Here is an 18,430-nt window from a genome sequence, read left to right as displayed (position 1 = left end):
GATACCGATCAAAACTGATTTTCTGGGACAAGTATAATTCTTTACTAAGTACTATATTTAGTCTAATATGATATTACATCAAATTTCATTCCCTATTATGACGCCTTGTGACTCAATTCACAGAACGATACGGTTGGTTGAAAAAAAGCGAGAATAAAGATATATCTAATTTCGGTTTGCTATTTCATGAGTTAATCAATGGCTATTAATGATAAAGTGGCGGTTGTAACAGGTAGCTCATCGGGTATAGGATTTGAAACATCACTGGCACTTGCACGAAACGGGTACCATACGTATGCGACAATTAGGGATATACGAAAATCTAAAAAAATCGAAGCAATCTCAGTACGAGAAAATATTCTAATAAAAACTATGGAGATGGATGTCAATTGTGATACATCTGTAAAAGAAACAATGGACAAGATAATAAGCGAAACAGGTCGAATTGATGTACTGGTCAATAATGCGGGGTACGGTTTGTTCGGTGCTTTAGAAGATTTTGATATGGATTCTATAAGAAACCAGTTTGAAACAAATGTATTTGGCGTAATAAGGGTTGCAAAAAGTGCCCTTCCCATAATGAGGGACAGAAGAGAGGGATTAATTGTCAATGTCACATCATTGGCTGGGTTAATAGGCGTGCCCGCAGAATCGGTGTACGCAAGTACGAAATTTGCAGTTGAAGGGTTGAGTGAATCTCTGTCATATGAATTGGAACCATTCGGGGTAAGAATAATAATTGTCGAACCTGGTGTAATAAACACCAGTTTCGTTGAAGATCTAGTTGTTCCTGATTTATATGGTATAAATAAAAAGGGACAATTTGTTCAGAATAAAGAAAACGAGCCCTCATCGATTTCCAATTATCATGATACGATCGGAAAATTTCTAAAATATTATTATTCAGCCATGAGTAATGCACCTCATCCACAGCTTGTGGCAAGCGAAATTTTACAGGCAATAAAGAAAACATCTAACAAGGCAAACTCTAGTCCGATTATAAGAGTCACAATTGGAAGTGATTCTCAGAAATATTCTAAATTGAAAAGGGAATTAGGAGATGATGCTTTTCATACAATGCTAAGGAGGGATTTGTTGGGATAAGGTTTATTATTATAAGGTACAACTTGTCATCTTAAAGTGCTCTATTGGTTAATAATGAAAGGATTAGAAAACAAATTTGAATAGAACAATTACGATATTGGCTCATAAAATAGAATATTATTTGATCAGCCCTTTAAGTATTAGAAGTAACTAATGGTCGTCAATCTACCATGAAAATGGTGAGGGCTTTTGTCGTAATTCTTGTTATGAGAAAAATGCTTATGTGATTCTCTAACTTCACTATAGAACTACTAAAATTGATGAGTTTATCGTTACAATTATGCGTAACGTGCTTTTAATCCTATTCCAGGCTTTATCACATACAACTGCTAAATTTGACAAATTGTTATAATTCGTTCTCTATGTTTCATTTTCATTTGCAAAATAGTCTATAATTAGGACAATTGTGCAGACTTCACTAATGCGATTGGCGACCTTGCTCTCAAACCCTGACGGGGTTATATAAGAAATTTTGTTAACTAGTTGAAAAGGCGGTATCTAAAAAACGAATAGAAATTTAAACCGGTATCCTTAAATGCAATAATTCTAGATCTGTTCTATCTTTGGGGGAAGGGTAGGACATTCAAAAAGCTTCTTGTTGTTATATGGCTGAAACTAATGTATGCCCTACCTCCTTATATATATAGATTATATATAGCTTATATTAATTTCGATAGCTTTTTTAAATACAATGCATCTATGGCAACCACAATTGGTAGATTGGATATTAGATTAATGACTTTTAACGTATTAAATACAACATTTTTGATTTATGTAATAATAATGGAAAACCATAATTTCAGTTCATATGCTTATTAGTTTCTGCTACCTTAAAAGGACGGAATTTAATTTCAATGTTCTGGCCTGCCTGTTACTCATACTCTTTCCAAAAATGTTTTAAAATTACAATTCTGCCTCTTTCTTATCTCTTTAGTCGGATTAACTGCAATCCCTCTTAGATTCCCTTTTCGGTGCCAATGCGTTAATAGTAATCTATGTTGATCATCTGTAGTCAAACGACTTTTTGCCCCTAATACTGAATCCAGCAAAATATTGGTTCTTTGAAGCAGTAATAACAATTAGAATTCGTTCCTATGGTGTGAGACAAAAGCGTTTAGATTTGATTGATTTATTTAGTGTCTCAATTTCAAACCAGGTTTTGACGTACTTTTTAGTATTTTCTACGTCTCAAAATGATTGTTTTACCTTTATTTGGTTTATTACTTTTTGACAAATCCGTATTATCAAAAAGTTCGCTAATTTATTCTCTTTATCCCTTTCGACTTTCTTCTACTTGTTTTCTTTATAAAATCATTATTTTATGACCCTGGTATCCTAAAGGTTGTCTATGAATCCTTAATATGAATTCTTCTTGTAAAATACTTGTTATAAAAGAGGTCTGTTTGTTAATTCATCGAATTTGAATCTAAAGAAAAGAGTCGAAAACGTCTGTTAGTGGAGAAAGTAAATTATCTTCAGTCGATGGTTCAACGGAGTGAGGAATTACTAGATCAAAAGTGCTAGCGGTAAATGGAGTGGTATTCTTATACAATTGCAAAATTATTCTGTGTTCTCCATCATCAGGAAAGATGTAAATAATTGAAAATTTTCTATTATTGACAGGTATTGTTTTATCTTTAAATTTATACAATCGTCCCTCATGATCTGTAATTGTTATACGGGCATTCAGGTCTTCAAAAGGTTTGGAACCATTAAGATATCTTACATCAAACGAAATTTTCGTAATTACATCCATGACGGGAACAACTGGTTCTAGTTTTATAGTAATGTTCAAGTTATCTCGCTGACTTATCCAACTATCCTTTTTGACGATGGACAGAGTGATATATTCGGCTAGTGAATAATTTCAAAGGGTATTATTCAGAAAGTGTAAATAATACAAGAAATATAGAAACAAGGATTACTTGATACTGATAGATTCCTATGCATGCATTTACTTATATTATTGGTATTTAGAAGATATTAGATATATTTGCTTGAAAATCAATGGAACAACAACATAAAAGCAAATTTATAAGAAATTTGACTAGATATTTTATGATTATTTGTAAAAGATATTTATACTAGAAAAATCTACCTAGAGCTACATGAACAAATTAAATCTTTTCGTAGTTTTAACCGTAGTTGCTGCAGCATCAATGTTTGGTGCAACAGTTACTCCAGCTCTAGCACAAGATAATATGACCATGACCATGGACAATTCAACAATGCCAATGGACCATGGTAACATGACCATGACCATGGACAATTCCACTGATATGACAGATAACGCAACAATGGCCGCAAACTAAATTTAAACAACACTTTTTATTTTTTATTGAGAGGGTTTTCTTATTATTATCATAACCTATCTTCGTTGTAACAATTCATTGCTGTTATAGGCTTAATCTATTTGATAATATTCCAGAGTAGTTGAATATTTGAATATAAGATAAGGAAAATTGACTCTTTTATTGGCGAAGTAATATTTGCTAGCTTCGATAATAATGATGTCAGAGAATAAGTCATATAGATTAGGAGAGAAATCATCTATCCGCAAACAGATCTTCCCAGGTACATTCCTAATCTATATTTGCATGAACGAAGTAGCTCGCAGCCTCATAACTGCGATACTTATACTTATGGTCAAAAGCTATTAAATCTTTTTCATATGTTTGACCCGATTAACCGAATGGATACAGTAATTATCTAATTAATGTTTTTCGCCATGTGCTTTCAGCCTTTTTTTGGTTAAAAATTACTCTTAACTAATGAATCAGTATCTACCCATTTCTATACAGGAAAAGTTGGTCTGCGCATTGAAAAATGAGTATACTAAACAAAATGACGAATGAGGCTTTAGTGTATTGACTATTCCTACTTCTCTAACAAATGTTTTATTAAATTATAATGATCCGTTACACATACTCAAGGGGATAAGATTCCTTTCATGGAAGAATCTGCAGGGATCTGTAGGGTCGTATTTGTTAATTGTTGTTCTTGTCTTGACGACAACGATATAGCAACGAGGATAATGACATCGATAAAAACTTGCCTACGGATTTTTATACTAAAATAGTAATAGTAATTGGGCCACCTTAAAGTTTTGTCATATTCTTGGCAACGGTAATCTTGCGATACATTAATTGGACTTTTATGGTACTAGCTATACTACCAATCGCTTTGGGGATATGACTTTTTTTGCTTGTGTTATATCGATAGGTGCAGTTAAAATATCACAGGGAACTTACTTTCGTTCAATTATCTTTCTTTGTGTATCTTCTTTTTGTACAAAACTTTCATACGGAATTCACCTAACTGTTTGACTAAAATCAAATATAGATGAGTATGATAGGATAATCTGTCATCATTACTAAATATTAAATCTCCGCTATTTTCAAAAGTATTGAAAACAACTCAAAAATCGATCTCATTTGTAATATTGTTTTATATTTTCTTTTCAATTGCTATCTCTTCGTCCAAAAATCTGGAAGTGTTTGCAGATGAAGTGGTGGATATTATCCCTATTGGAGGTCAACCAGTAGGAGTCGCATACAACCCGGATAATGGTAACATGTATGTGACAAACTTTCTTTTAGACACAGTTTCCGTCATAGACGGAGACACCAATACGGTGATTGAGACCATAGATATTGGAAGTCGACCAGTAGGAGTCGCATACAACCCGGATAATGGTAACATGTATGTGGCAAATGGCAATTCAAATACAGTTTCCGTCATAGACGGAGACACCAATACGGTGATTGAGACCATCACTCTTGGAGATTTCCCTCAATTGCTCGCATACAACCCGGACAATGGTAACATGTATGTGGCAAACACTGGTTCAAATACAGTTTCCGTCATAGACGGAGACACCAATACGGTGATTGAGACCATAGATATTGGAAGTGGACCAGTAGGAGTCGCATACAACCCGGATTATGGTAACATGTATGTGTTACACGGTGGTTCAAATACAGTTTCCGTCATAGACGGAGACACCAATACGGTGATTGAGACCATCACTCTTGGAGGATTTGGTCTCATATATGTTGCATACAACCCGGACAATGGTAACATGTATGTGGTAGCTCGGAGCTCCGGTATAGTTTCAGTCATAGACGGAAACACCAATACGGAGGTAGCTACTATCGCTGTTGGAGATTCTCCGGAAGGAATTGCATACAACCCGGACAATGGTAACATGTATGTGGCAAACTCTGACTCAGGTACAGTTTCCGTCATAGACGGAGACACCAATACGGTGATTGAGACCGTAGATGTTGGAGGTCGACCAATAGGGGTCGCATATAATTCGGACAACGGAGATATGTATGTGACAGACATTTTCTCAGGTTCAGTTTTTGTTATAACAGTAACCCCAATTCCACCACCAACAGCCGATGCAGGAACTGATCAGACAGTGGCTTCGGGATCTTTGGTACAGCTAGATGGCTCCGGTAGTTCTGATTCTTCCAACTTACCTTTGACATATCAGTGGACCCAGACAGCAGGGCCTTCCGTGACTTTGGATGATGATACCTCAGTAAACCCAACATTCACAGCGCCAAAAGTACAAGCCCAACAGGTCATAGTCTTTGAACTAGTCGTTACAAACGAATTAGGAGTAGAAAGCCTACCTGACAGCGTTACTATAACTGTTGACCCTGCTAATATTCACCCTAATCCACCACCTCTCCCATTCGATGGAATCTTGGGCTCAGGTAACAACATAAACCTACAGGTACAGGATAATTCTAGAGACAGTGTTCTAGGAGGACAGTCAGGAGCTTTAAGAGGAACCTATTCTGATTCACCCATTCTGCAAGGACAATCATTAGAGCAGGATAGCCAAGCAATCTCCTAGGTTACACCAAATGTTTTTTAGTTCTGATAATGGTTCAATGTCGTAAGAAAGGGGTGGTATTATCGGTCATTTTATAAGATCGATTTTTCCTACCAAAAATTTTATCGAGTTTACGATTTTATCAATCCAACTGTTGCTCATATACTATATTCTTAAAGACATAATTAAGTTTCTTTAATTGTCTTGGGATTCTTGATAGATTTGAAAAGATAGTTAGTCCGCGAAAATAATACCTTTTGGTTGAAGGGAAGCTTGTCGCATTTAGAACCTGAAAGAACTGGTCTGCATTCATTACCAAATATTTGTCAAATATGTGATCATTTGCAAACTCCACTCGATAAAGTTAAAATTATTTTCTCCCATTGTCACTGTTGCCATTGTATTATAAACTGCTTACAAAATGGTTCAATTTATGGACATATCAAAGCGGGCCCGAAGGGCTTCGATCCCTCGACTTCCGGCTCTCTTTCTGAACATTTCAGTTAGAAGGCAGGCGCTCTATCCATGCTGAGCTACGGACCCTTGGAAAATTTTGAATATTCATTCCTTATAAAATTGTTCGGGATTCGATAAGATTATTTCCATGATATTAGATTAAAGATAAATTAACACAAATTCCTAGTTGAGCAGCAAAACTGAAAGGGGACCACTATTAAATAGGTGGCCAGTTTTGTTGTTATTTTCTAGATTTGATCTAGTTACATAACTTCCTCTTATCCCTATCTCACGATATGCACTATACCAATCTCAAATTCCAAGTAATAGATTGACATCGACAATAACCAAAACTATGAGCTCGGCAAGTATAATACCTTTACGAGAATTTTTCTTGGTGAAGGAGGATATTATCTTTGAAAAAATTTACCGCTATTATAAAGAATCTCAATAGCTTTCTAAAAATCGGGTTCTACGGTTAAAATGGAGGTAGTTTATGATACTACCAGATTAATGAAATCCATAAAATGTTACATTATTTCAACAATAACAATGAGATGCAATTTGGAAGATTAAGAGGCTTTCCTTGCTTTGCAATCTACTGCTTGATTGATAAACTTAGGATCCTACCAAAGTCATTGCGGATGCTGATTTACTTTGTTGATATAAATATCTAAAATTTATTTTATATTTTTCTACAATTCTCCTTAATGAAAGTTAATAAATAGATGAATTATTCTGTAAGCCATACTAAATTTATAGGATGGGGAGATAATCTGAGGTATCGAAATAGGCGTCAAGCGTCGTCTCACAACCCCTAGCGCTTTTGCATCTCATCATCAGATTGGAGCTTACAAATTGTATTAACGGATCCAACCTAGAAAGCAAATGGTAGCAATCTTGGTCTGGCCCATAGATGCTTATAGCATAAACAGCCTACTTTAGATTATCTCCACATCTAGGGTTCTACAGTAATGGTGTTTCTTCTTTGGCAGGAGTATATTAGTATCTTTGAATACTATTTATCAATTATTTAGCATGCAAATATAGGGCGGGATTATCCTTCCAGCGGCAGTATTTTCCGCATTATATCATAAAATCGAGATGTTATGATAATAATTCTAGAATCGTGGTTTATGATACAATTGAAATTTTATGGTATATTTTGCAAGCTCTTTTTTCATACCTTATGGAATAGATATTGTTCTCCAGATATCTCTCATTAGTCAAGATTCTCCACTCACACCCTCACCGCATGATTGTCTAAAATCCATCCAGTTCCTTAATGCATTAGAGGCTTCTGATAAAATGAAAGTGAAATCCTGTTCGTATTCGTCAGCATAGACTATAAGTTTGGCTGCATTGACATTTATTTGATTTTGGATGGGTATTGCGTATTTACCTTTTAAATATTGCCATGCACCCAAACAAATTCCACTAGAGATCATCGCTAAAACAAAACAATTGGTTTGATACAAATGGCTGTAAATTCAAGCAGCTTGTGAATTTCTTCGATGGTTGGCGTTCTGTCGTTAGCCGACCTTTTTCCTGAATGCAACCCTTTTTTTTGTCAGATGCTAGTTGAGCAAAATATCATTCATATCGCAGAATAATTTGATAGGTTTAGGTAGGTTGCGTAAACTGTTAGTTGAGATTTTTCTTTGAAATACTCTTAACTTCTGTTAAGCGAGATAGTTAAGCAGAGATTTCATGAATCATTCTTTGTCTATTGAGATTCTTGCATACAAAGTGTTATCTCCTACCTCAAAATCCTCACCGGATATTTCAACAAGTCTTAAAACTGTCCAAAATGTCTGAGATATTGAACCATTGTCGCATCAGATTGGATGGCGTATACATATACCTCTAATAAGCGCAACGGGTTTGTTTGGTTGGTTTGTTTGATTATTACTGTGTCCCTGATAGATATCTCTATAGCTTTACTACGAGACCGCTTTAGCTAACAAAGTTTCAAATTTACCACAGGACTTTTAGATCGGACACCCATAATAAGAGTCCACATTGCTAAAAAGATGTGAATATGATGTTAAAATCTGATTTTGTACAATTGTACACTTGACAACCGTAAAGGAATTTCATGAATACTTAAAGCGAAACCTGGACAATGTTGGATTGGACCCAAGCTTTCTTAGCAGATACCTAAATGAAGGCTTTTCTGGTGGAGAAAAAAAGAGGTCAGAAGTAATGCAGATACTTGTGTTAAAGCCTAATCTGGCAATCCTAGATGAACCAGACTCTGGACTTGATATAGACGCTGTTAAAGCTGTGGCTCAAGCAATAAACAAGTTAATTGAAACAGGTGCAGGAGTCATACTATTACCCACTATGCCAGGATTTTACGATATCTAAAGAAACTTGACAAGGTACATGGATGCCATGTCAAAAGGAAAGATAATAAAATCAGCAGGAAAAGAGCTTTCAGAAGAACTTGAAGCCAAAGGATATACATGGCTAGGCTTGTCTGATGACTCTAACCAGTAGTATTGCTGCTACTAATACTGCTGATTTATCTGTATTTTTATTTTCACTACACAATACAAGGACTAAAAATAAGACCTATTATAACAACATAAACAGCAACAACTACAGCACTAAGAGAAGCATAAAAAGGTAGCAACTTCTATCCTTCGTCATATGGATTTTGTCTACAAAAGAAAGGAAAGAAGAAGGAAGGCGGAAATTTGTTGATTGTTTGTTTGTCAAAAAAACCCATATAAACAAATCAGATAAACATAAATTGATACAAAACCGATCTTTGCTAGGTTAAAGAAGATCTATTCTGATGTTACAAAGCCAGTATATAGATTCTTTTGGCGGATATGACCCGATTACATTATTAATCCTTTATAAGCGAATTTACTTATTCATATATTATATGGGTAATTAATTAAAAATTTGTAGCCCAAGTGTCAACTATATAAATTGTTATTTAGGAAAGAATCACAAATAGATATAGTGAAAATCATATATAAAAGGCAGTTAGGGTCGATTTTCTACTTCAATAGCTGAAAAATTGTTATTCCTAGGTCAATTTGAAATGTCCTGAGTGAAAAGAGTGTGGGTGTTCATGTTATTGACTAGAACAGGACTACTCATTGCGATATAGTGTGTTGTATATACATGCAGAACGGGTATTTCACACAATTAGTCAGATTCTCGATCATCGATATATTCTTTTCCGAAAGTTAATATTTTAAGATTCATTTATTAAAAGTATAAGGAACAAAGTCAATCTTATAAATTGCGAGGAGCATGGGTATAATAAAGAGGTGAAATCATAGCTGCTAGAAAACGGTAAGACCTCTAATATAGAAAATGGAGAATCAAATACAAAACGCTTTGTGAATGATAAATTTGTTAATCTCTTTGAAAATTTTTATAAACAGCTATCAGAATTGAATAAAATTTCGGCTATGGGTCCATTTGTCTCTTTGTTAAACGATCCACAACTAAACATAAACAATATGAGAGAATATGGAAATATTTTGATAAACTATCAGATTGTTCTAAACAAATACCTGACACAAATGATAAATTCGTATTTTCTAGCCCTAGATAAGGTTTCTGAAGGACTACAAGACAAAGACTCAGATGAAGTTAGAAAGCACATAATAGATTCCTTTGAGGAAGTATTCTCTTCCATGTTTGAATCTGACGAATTTTCTATCAATTACAATAATCTGATCAATATCATAATTGACCTTAACAAGAGTTATCAAAAATTTTTCGATGCTTCAATGCCATTTGTAGGTAGACAATCATTATCAAAGGAAGAAAAGGATTTATTATTCAACAATTTATATGAGATAAAGAAGCTATCGCTTGAGATAAGAAATAAACTGAACGAGAAAAATGATGAATAAGACTATTTTTGATTACTACTTTAACGAGTGTATAAAATTTATAAACGAACCGGAAAATTTCAAGAAAATCACCGAAATGAAGCGACTTCTTTCGGACATTGAAAGAGTAGATACGGGAACCACAGAATATGAAGTCATAAAAGAGACTAATTTGTATAGATTACTGCATTATAAATCAACTAAAGAGCGGGCCTACAAGTACCCTTTACTTATAGTATATGCACTAATAAACAAATCATATATCCTCGACCTTCAGCCAAACAAGAGCTGGGTAAAGAATCTATTGGACCAAGGCATTAATGTTTATTTGCTTGATTGGAAATCCCCTGGAAAATTTGACAAATTCACAACGATAGATGATTATGTTAATTTATTTATCTATGAATGTGTTGAACTAATCAAGAATATAGAACACATAGACAAGGTTTCACTTCAAGGCTATTGTATGGGTGCTACAATGTCCTTAATATATACTACATTACACCAAAAAAACGTAAAGAATCTGATAACTATAGCCCCTGTTGTTGATACAGAAAAGGATACTACAGTTATTAAGAATATGGCCAAGCATATGGATATCGATAAAGTGCTCTCTCAATATGAAAATTTTCCATATGAACTATTATACAGCTGCTACGCCGCTTTAAAACCATTCAAACAAGGAGTAAGTAAGTACATAAACTTGTTTCAAAACTTGAAGGATGAGAATTTTATTCAAAACTTTCTGAGAGTAGAAAAATGGCTCTACGATACCCCTCCAATTGCGGGTGAGACTTTTCGACAATGGATTAAGGATATTTATCAGAAAAATTTATTTGCTAAAAACAAACTGGTTGTAGGAAGTAGTAGGATTAATTTGTCTAAAATTAAAGTCCCCTTATTGAATCTGGTAGCAGACCAGGATCATTTGGTTTCGCCTGAGTGCAGTATCCCGTTAAATAACCTAGTATCAAGCACAGATACAAATCTAATGAGATTTTCTACAGGTCATGTCGGGCTTATTGCCAGTGGATACTCACAAAATGTAGTTTTGCCTAAAGTGGGTAATTGGATAAAAATCCATTAAGATTGGGAAGAATTATTCTTATTTCCTGATTTTTGTTTTCTACTGGCCAAAGGAATTATTATAACCTGAACCAAATCACCTTCTTCAATACCTAATGCCTGTCTTTCTGCCTCCGGAATTGAAATTCTACCTCCACTTTGCACATTGGTCTTGAACATTGCATTATAGTTAGTAAACCCTTGAAGAGATGAGAACAAATTCTGGAAAGCATTAAATTGAAAATTCGAAAACTGTCTCATCATATCCTGTTGAAATTCTGTAGTCTTTTCAATTGCCTTCTTAATATCAATACTGCTACTAGCACTATTATTGCTGTTGTTGGTACTTTCACCATTATTTTCATTACTCATAATAAAATAGATAATTATAGGTCATTATTATAATATTGTAAATTAGATTCTTGTTGTAGCAATCTAGGATTCGATAAACTTTTTAATTATTTCATAAAATTCATGTGGCTTTTCAACATACGGGGTATGACCACATCCTTCCATAATATGTGTCTCAACAATTGGTATTTGTTTAAAGTACTCTATATTTTCAACTGGAATGGTAGAATCTTCACTTCCCCAGATAACAAGTGTAGGGATTACGATTTCAACCAATCTATTTTGTAATCTTTGATCCCTTCGCATAGCAAGCAACGTAGAAATTAAGGCATACTTGGAATTTGGGAGTCTCATTCTATTAATGTAATCCTTTACTGTGTTTTCATCTACCTTGTAATCGGGATTATTAGCCATCATTTGAAAGGCCCTTTGAACATTCTCAATGGTTGGATATAACCCAGAAAAAATATACTGGCTAAGAACATACGTGGGTCTTTCCAGGGTACCTGCTGGAGAAACAAGGATTATCTTTTCAAAAAAATCCTTATGTCTTAAGCTATATTCTAACACCAATTGACCACCAAACGAAGAACCAATGATTATGGGGTTGCTAATCTCTAATTTACTAAAGAGTTCTTCTAGGAATTTTACAAACAAATCTATAGTATATTCAATTAACGGTTTGTCACTATAACCAAATCCGATCAAGTCGGGGATTATGACATTGTAATCTTTTAGTAATGGCCACAATTCTGACCACCTTTCTATAGATGCACCCAATCCATGCAAAAGGACGATTGTTTTACATGGGCCTTTTCTTTCAATTATCAAACATCTGATATTATAACCCAGTATTTGAATAAACTCCATTCTTTCTGTGTCTGAGTTCTGTTGATTAAATACTAGGCCCATATTATTGATTAATAGTGTTATACCACATGCCTCTAATATAGATACTATTCAAAAATGATTATAATCCTTATAATAAAAATTGTACATTAAAACTCCATCAAAAAATCCTCATTACGTAGTCAGAGCCTAGACTTATTCTTTACGTATGGATAAATTGTAGGTGAATATCTCGTATCTGATGGTAGCGTTGCAATACAATCAGCACAGGATTCAGGTGCGTTGGGCTATTGGTGATGGCAGGCTGAATACCTCGCCCGAAGGCTTGATACTTACACCTCCATTCCATCAACGCCATCTTCTATGGCCGCCCTTCTCCTTACGGAAGGCTGTCTTTTCTCGGGAAAGGCTTCCTCCTTAGATGCTTTCAGGAGTTATCCTAAGCAGCTTAGCTGCTCAGCTTGCCCTGTCGGACAACTGATAAACCAGAGGCTGCGCTGCCCTGTTCCTCTCGTACTAGGGGCAACTTCCCCTCAGACAACCACGCCCCTGTCAGGCAGAGACCGACCTGTCTCACGACGGTCTAAACCCAGCTCACGTTCCCCTTTAATGGGCGAGCAGCCCCACCCTTGGCTCCTGCTGCAGAACCAGGATGGGAAGAGCCGACATCGAGGTACCAAACCGCGGGGTCGATGGGAGCTCTCGCCCGCGACGAGCCTGTTATCCCTAGGGTAACTTTTCTGTCACCACCAGCCCCCAATAGTGAGGACATGATGGATCGCTAAGCCCGGCTTTCGCCTCTGAATCCCGTATCATTGGGAATCCAGTCAGACTGGCTTTTGGCTTTGCCCTCACCGGCGGAGTTCTGTCCCGCCTGAGCCAATCTTTGGGCCCCCTCGATACATTTTCAAGGGGGTGCCGCCCCAGCCGAACTGCCCACCTGCCGTTGTCCCTGATAGACAGGTTAGCGATACGGTAACAAATGGCTGGTGTTACACTTGCGCCTATGTCAGTCCCGGAGAACTGACCTTAACGGCTCCCAGCTACTCTCTGCATTTGCAACCATATCGCAGCAACAGGCTGCAGTAAAGCTCCACAGGGTCTTCTCTCCCCGACAGAGGTTCGAGGACTGTTCGTCCTCGTTATGTGGCTTCACCGGGTTGTAGGCAGGGACAGCGGGGCCCTCGTTGTTCCATTCATGCACGTCGGAACTTACCCGACAAGGCATTTGGCTACCTTAAGAGAGTCAGAGTTACTCCCGGCGTTTAGCGGCCCTTAGCCCAGTTGAACCCAGGTTTTAGGTACCGCCACTGGCCAGGATACAGAGGCCATACAAATCCTTTCGGACTAGCGACCACCTGTGTTTTTATTAAACAGTCGGGACCCCCTAGTCACTGCGACCTGCAGTCCCTACTCCTCGTAAAAACTGCAGGCACTCCTTATACCATAGGTACGGAGCTATTTTGCCGAGTTCCCTTGCCATACGGTATACCCGATAGACCTTAGACTTCTCATCCAGGGCACCAGTGTCGGATCTCGGTACGGTCTTGAAAGTATCTTCCTATTTTTGCTTTCATTGTCTCCTGGAATCAAGTAAACCCTTCTTGCGAAGGGCCATTCGCATCTCGCCTTAATTCTCGCCATTACGGCACTCCTCAAGGCTTGAATACTTAGACAAAACGACGGTTCTGCTTACCCTATCCGGAAGCGACAAAAAAGGTATAACGAACTTTCAAGGCACTGGAATATTAACCAGTTTCCCATTCAAACAACTCTGTTGAGGTTGTTTTTAGGACCGGCTAACTCCCGGCTGATGACGCATTGCCGGGAAACCCTTGCCCTTGCGGTCGCCGAGATTCTCACCCGGCTTTGCTGTTACTACCACCAGGATCTGCACTAGTAGTTCGGTCCACTGGACTTTACAGCCCAGCTTCTACCCAAACACTACGCCCACCTACCACGCACCGACATCGTCGGCGGTCTAAAGTATCGGTAGTCTACTTGAGCCCCGTACATTTTCGGGGCTTTCGAGCTCGGCAGGTGAGCTGTTACGCACTCTTTGAAGGGTGGCTGCTTCTGAGCCTACCTTCCTGCTGTCTTTGCTCGAAAACACCCTTTGGTTTGACACTTAGTAGACATTTGGGGACCTTAACTTTAGTCTGGGTTGTCCCCCTCTCGGTTATGAGGCTTACCCCACATAAACCCGCCTCCTAGCTTCTACGACGCTTGCACATTCGGAGTTCGAATGAGTGGCGAGCTCTTTCGAGCCCTTACCACCCGATCGGTGCTCTACAGTACAGGCAATCTCAGCTAAGGCAGGACTGCGATCCACTTCGGTGGGAACTAGCGATCACCGGACTAGATTGGTTTTTGACCCCTAATCCCAGATCAGAGGACCGATTTGCACGTCAGGACCCTTGCAGACCTCCAGCGAGCTTTCGCTCACCTTCGTCTTATCCAGGACTAGATCGTCCGGTTTCTAGCCTTACTGCCATGACTCAAGACCCTTTCAGATCCATTGCCTCTTTTTTCAAAAGAAAAAATGCGCAAATTCGGTTTCCCTTCGCCTTCCCTCTGTTAAAGGTTAAGCTCGCCATGACAGCAATCTCCCTGGCCCGTGTTTCTAGACGGAACGTATGACTCTAGAATATCCTTTCGAGCCATACACGTCTGTAGCCGATTGGTTTCAGGCGCTTTTAACCCCCCTTCCGGGGTACTTTTCAACTTTCCCTCACGGTACTAGTATGCTATCGGTCTTGGTGAATATTTAGCCTTGGATGCTACTTTCACCCATCTTCACTGGCCACTGCCAAGGCCAGTTACTCTGAATATGGCAGAATCCCACTCTCGTTCGCCTACGGGGGTATCACCCTCTATTCCGGTACTTTCCAGTACACTTCGGCTGTGATCACAGGATCCTATACGCCATACCCGTAACACCACATCTCTATTATGTTACCATAACAGATTCAGTTTGGGCTGTTCCGCTTTCGCTCGCCGCTACTAACGGAATCTCATAATTTTGTTGATTTCTTTTCCTCGTCCTACTCAGATGCTTCACTTCGGACAGTTCGCTCTCCCAAGCTAATTAAATAGCAAGGGAGTGTAAAGAGAGACCTCATTCGGAAATCCCGGGGTCGACGGTCGCATGCACCTAACCCAGGCTTATCGCAGCTTGCCACGTCCTTCATCGCTTACCAAGCCGAGTCATCCACCAATCGGCGTCTTTGCACCAGTCCAGTAGTATTATTTTGTTTATCTAGTCACTCACTCATCAAAATGATGATGGTGATGGTAATGGTGATTGCTTTACTTTACCAGTTCCTTTCTTTCTTTATTTTTGTAGTGGAATAAAAAGTCTAATTCGAGTATTGTATTAAACATAGATTCTCTGTCAGTGTAATTTTTTATTTCTTGCTGTTTGCACTACAACACCACGATACGATATATTTACTACAAAATCTATTCCATTATTACGCGAATAGTTTTCCTAGTTCTATATTCTACATTTTCGATTTTTTGATGGAGTTTTCCTATACACGATGATCATCGTAGACTCCGAGTCTACTACATCAACTTCATCCTTTGTCAGTCGCGCCCATTTTTCTCTTTGTATCTATATGGGGTCTTTTTAGCTCCTCACGTTTGACGACTGTTTTCGACAAAGGATTGCATCCGGTTTTGTACTATTTGGTTTTTTGCTGACTTAAACCTTTGCTTGGTTGGTTATTTTATCTTTAATGATCAGATAGATGCATTAATTATTATTATTATTATTATCAGTTGTACTATGATGTCTTTCTTTTGATATTTACACAGATGTCCAATAGTTATAGTAATGATTCCAAGCAAGGAATGATGTATATAACAATACACATTCATAACAGATTAGTTTGGTAGTTAATTAATTTCTTTCAATCAATTGTAGTAAGATGAAAAATTAAGGAATTGTTATTACTATTGTTGGATTATTTTTGATAATATAATAATTGTATTATGTGTAGCTTTTTTGCAGGCTAGACTAGATAACTAGTAAAAGAAGACATGACAAGACAAGACAAGACATACATGTTCATGTACATCTAATCCATTATCTTTACCTTTACTTTTACCAGCCATCCAGCCAGCCAGCCTGCTATTATTCTGCCACTACTATAATACAATTTTTTTATCTAAGGAGGTGATCCGGCCGCAGGTTCCCCTACGGCCACCTTGTTACGACTTCTCCCTCGTTGCTGACCCCAGGTTCGATAGTGCCAATGAGGCACCACCTCGCCAAGAACCAACTTCGATGAAGCGACGGGCGGTGTGTGCAAGGAGCAGGGACGTATTCACCGCGCGATAGTGACACGCGGTTACTAGGGATTCCATATTCATGAGGGCGAGTTTCAGCCCTCAATCATAACTGTGGTAAGGTTTAGAGATTGCCTCCTCCTTTCGGAATCGAAACTCATTGTCCTTACCATTGCAGCCCGCGTGTGGCCCGAGGGTTTCGGGGCATACTGACCTGCCGTAGCCCCCACCTTCCTCCGTCTCAGCGACGGCGGTCCCTCTAATTAGCTCCACTACTCCTGAGAATAATGGTAGCAACTAGAGGCAGGGATCTCGCTCGTTACCTGACTTAACAGGACACCTCACGGCACGAGCTGGCGACGGCCATGCACCTCCTCTCAGCTTGTCTGGTAAAGTCTTCAGCTTGACCTTCACTCTGCTGTCGCCCCCGGTAAGATTTCCGGCGTTGACTCCAATTGAACCGCAGGCTTCACCCCTTGTGGTGCTCCCCCGCCAATTCCTTTAAGTTTCAGTCTTGCGACCGTACTCCCCAGGCGGCAAACTTAACGGCTTCCCTGCGGCACTGAGTTAGCAAAAAGCCAACTCATCACCGAGTCTGCATCGTTTACAGCTGGGACTACCCGGGTATCTAATCCGGTTTGCTCCCCCAGCTTTCATCCCTCACCGTCGAGCGCGTTCTGGCAAGCCGCCTTCGCCACTGGTGGTCTTCAATGGATCAACGGATTTTACCCCTACCCATCGAGTACCGCTTGCCTCTCCCGCCTCCTAGCTCTATAGTATCTTCCGCAGCCCATCTGTTAAGCAGGTGGATTTAACGGAAGACTTGTAGAACCGGCTACGGATGCTTTAGGCCCAATAAACGTCCCGACCACTCGGGGTGCTGGTATTACCGCGGCGGCTGACACCAGACTTGCCCACCCCTTATTCTGCACCATTTTTAGAGGTGCCAAAAGATCTCCTTAACGGAAATCACTCAGAGTAACCCTGTCAGGCTTTCGCCTATTGCAGAGGTTTCGCGCCTGCTGCGCCCCATAGGGCCTGGGCCCTTGTCTCAGTGCCCATCTCCGGGCTCCTCCTCTCAGAGCCCGTACCGGTTACAGGTTTGGTGGGCCATTACCTCACCAACAGCCTGATCGGCCGCAGTCCAATCCAGGGGCCATATAGGTTTGAGTCATTACCCATTCCAGAAGTAGTGACCTATCGCGGTTTATCCTCAGTTTCCCGAGGTTATCCACGTCCCCTGGGCATGTTGACTACGTGTTACTGAGCCGTACGCCACATATTGCTATGTCGACTCGCATGGCTTAGTCCCACTCTGATAGCAGTCGGGTCCGGCAGGATCAACCGGAGTCAATGGCAAAATCTCTTTTGCCTTTTATCCGTTGAATCACTTTCTCGTTTATACATACGTTCTTTTTTCCTTTCTTTTCCTTCCTTTTTATTCCGATTGACCGACTGCTTTCTTGTTGATGATAATAATCAATCATCAAGTAGTAGTCAAAGAAGGAACAGGAAGAAAGAAGAGAAAGAAGAGAACGTACGTCCCTGATGGAAACTAATAATTTATTTAGTATCCAGTCAGGACATTTATTGAGTTTAT

At 38.8% G+C, this 18,430-nt stretch carries 10 protein-coding genes and 2 rRNA genes; 6 read left to right on the top strand and 6 right to left on the bottom strand.

Features of this window, described 5'->3' with window-relative positions; genetic code table 11:
• Positions 1-198: 198 nt before the first annotated feature.
• Entirely contained in the window at positions 199-1,104 is a 906-nt protein-coding gene (locus NFRAN_RS12680; protein ID WP_134485318.1) for an SDR family oxidoreductase, read from the top strand.
• A 1,426-nt stretch (positions 1,105-2,530) separates the two neighbouring features.
• On the opposite strand, the gene NFRAN_RS12675 is transcribed toward NFRAN_RS12680, so the two are convergent.
• Positions 2,531-2,899 carry a hypothetical protein gene (locus NFRAN_RS12675; protein WP_134485317.1) on the bottom strand — a complete coding sequence of 123 codons (369 nt, stop codon included), beginning with the start codon at positions 2,897-2,899 and terminating at the stop codon, positions 2,531-2,533.
• A gap of 313 nt (positions 2,900-3,212) precedes the next feature.
• Here NFRAN_RS12675 and NFRAN_RS12670 point away from each other — a divergent pair, with 313 nt between their 5' ends.
• Together NFRAN_RS12670 and NFRAN_RS12665 are read left to right on the top strand one after the other, a co-directional pair.
• Positions 3,213-3,416, top strand: a complete 204-nt coding sequence (locus tag NFRAN_RS12670) for a hypothetical protein (protein ID WP_134485316.1) — start codon at positions 3,213-3,215, stop codon at positions 3,414-3,416.
• Positions 3,417-4,510: 1,094 nt separating this feature from the next.
• Positions 4,511-5,974 (top strand): PKD domain-containing protein, encoded by a 1,464-nt coding sequence (locus NFRAN_RS12665; RefSeq protein ID WP_134485315.1) that lies wholly within the window; start codon positions 4,511-4,513, stop codon positions 5,972-5,974.
• A gap of 1,661 nt (positions 5,975-7,635) precedes the next feature.
• Here NFRAN_RS12665 and NFRAN_RS12655 read toward each other — a convergent pair.
• Complete coding sequence (locus NFRAN_RS12655) at positions 7,636-7,857, bottom strand: hypothetical protein (RefSeq protein WP_134485314.1); 222 nt, start codon at positions 7,855-7,857, stop codon at positions 7,636-7,638.
• Positions 7,858-8,485: 628 nt separating this feature from the next.
• On the opposite strand from NFRAN_RS12655, the gene NFRAN_RS12650 reads away from it, so the two are divergent.
• The 3 genes from NFRAN_RS12650 to phaC all read left to right on the top strand — a co-directional run bounded on the left by NFRAN_RS12650 (position 8,486) and on the right by phaC (position 11,359).
• Positions 8,486-8,779, top strand: coding sequence for an ATP-binding cassette domain-containing protein (locus NFRAN_RS12650; protein ID WP_197731193.1), 294 nt, complete (start codon positions 8,486-8,488; stop codon positions 8,777-8,779).
• 1,046 nt (positions 8,780-9,825) lie between these two features.
• Positions 9,826-10,293, top strand: coding sequence for a hypothetical protein (locus NFRAN_RS12645; protein WP_172602351.1), 468 nt, complete (start codon positions 9,826-9,828; stop codon positions 10,291-10,293).
• Positions 10,283-11,359, top strand: a complete 1,077-nt coding sequence (gene phaC / locus NFRAN_RS12640; RefSeq protein WP_134485312.1) for a class III poly(R)-hydroxyalkanoic acid synthase subunit PhaC — start codon at positions 10,283-10,285, stop codon at positions 11,357-11,359. Before NFRAN_RS12645 ends, phaC begins: the two co-directional genes overlap by 11 nt.
• On the opposite strand, the gene NFRAN_RS12635 is transcribed toward phaC, so the two are convergent.
• The 4 genes from NFRAN_RS12635 to NFRAN_RS12620 form a co-directional block, all read right to left on the bottom strand.
• On the bottom strand, positions 11,356-11,709 hold the full coding sequence (locus NFRAN_RS12635; protein WP_134485311.1) for an AbrB/MazE/SpoVT family DNA-binding domain-containing protein: 354 nt from the start codon (positions 11,707-11,709) through the stop codon (positions 11,356-11,358). The genes phaC and NFRAN_RS12635 overlap by 4 nt on opposite strands.
• Before the next feature lie 63 nt (positions 11,710-11,772).
• Positions 11,773-12,600 (bottom strand): alpha/beta fold hydrolase, encoded by an 828-nt coding sequence (locus tag NFRAN_RS12630; protein WP_232038026.1) that lies wholly within the window; start codon positions 12,598-12,600, stop codon positions 11,773-11,775.
• Positions 12,601-12,808: 208 nt separating this feature from the next.
• Positions 12,809-15,776: ribosomal RNA gene (locus NFRAN_RS12625) — 23S ribosomal RNA — on the bottom strand.
• Between the two features lie 936 nt (positions 15,777-16,712).
• Positions 16,713-18,181, bottom strand: a 16S ribosomal RNA gene (locus tag NFRAN_RS12620).
• Together the 16S and 23S rRNA genes form the textbook arrangement of a ribosomal RNA operon.
• Positions 18,182-18,430 lie beyond the last annotated feature (249 nt).

The organism is Candidatus Nitrosocosmicus franklandus (assembly GCF_900696045.1).
Lineage (GTDB): Archaea > Thermoproteota > Nitrososphaeria > Nitrososphaerales > Nitrososphaeraceae > Nitrosocosmicus > Nitrosocosmicus franklandus_A.
Note: the sequence above shows the minus strand (reverse complement) of the source record. Positions and strands in the feature narration are given on the sequence as shown.

What these genes read in the sequence shown, in the direction of transcription:
- NFRAN_RS12680 (WP_134485318.1), top strand. Translation starts at nt 199, where the DNA reads ATGGCTATTAATGATAAAGTGGCGGTTGTAACAGGTAGCTCATCGGGT.
- NFRAN_RS12670 (WP_134485316.1), top strand. Translation starts at nt 3,213, where the DNA reads ATGAACAAATTAAATCTTTTCGTAGTTTTAACCGTAGTTGCTGCAGCA.
- NFRAN_RS12655 (WP_134485314.1), bottom strand. Translation starts at nt 7,857, where the DNA reads ATGATCTCTAGTGGAATTTGTTTGGGTGCATGGCAATATTTAAAAGGT.
- phaC (WP_134485312.1), top strand. Translation starts at nt 10,283, where the DNA reads ATGATGAATAAGACTATTTTTGATTACTACTTTAACGAGTGTATAAAA.
- NFRAN_RS12635 (WP_134485311.1), bottom strand. Translation starts at nt 11,709, where the DNA reads ATGAGTAATGAAAATAATGGTGAAAGTACCAACAACAGCAATAATAGT.
- NFRAN_RS12630 (WP_232038026.1), bottom strand. Translation starts at nt 12,600, where the DNA reads ATGGGCCTAGTATTTAATCAACAGAACTCAGACACAGAAAGAATGGAG.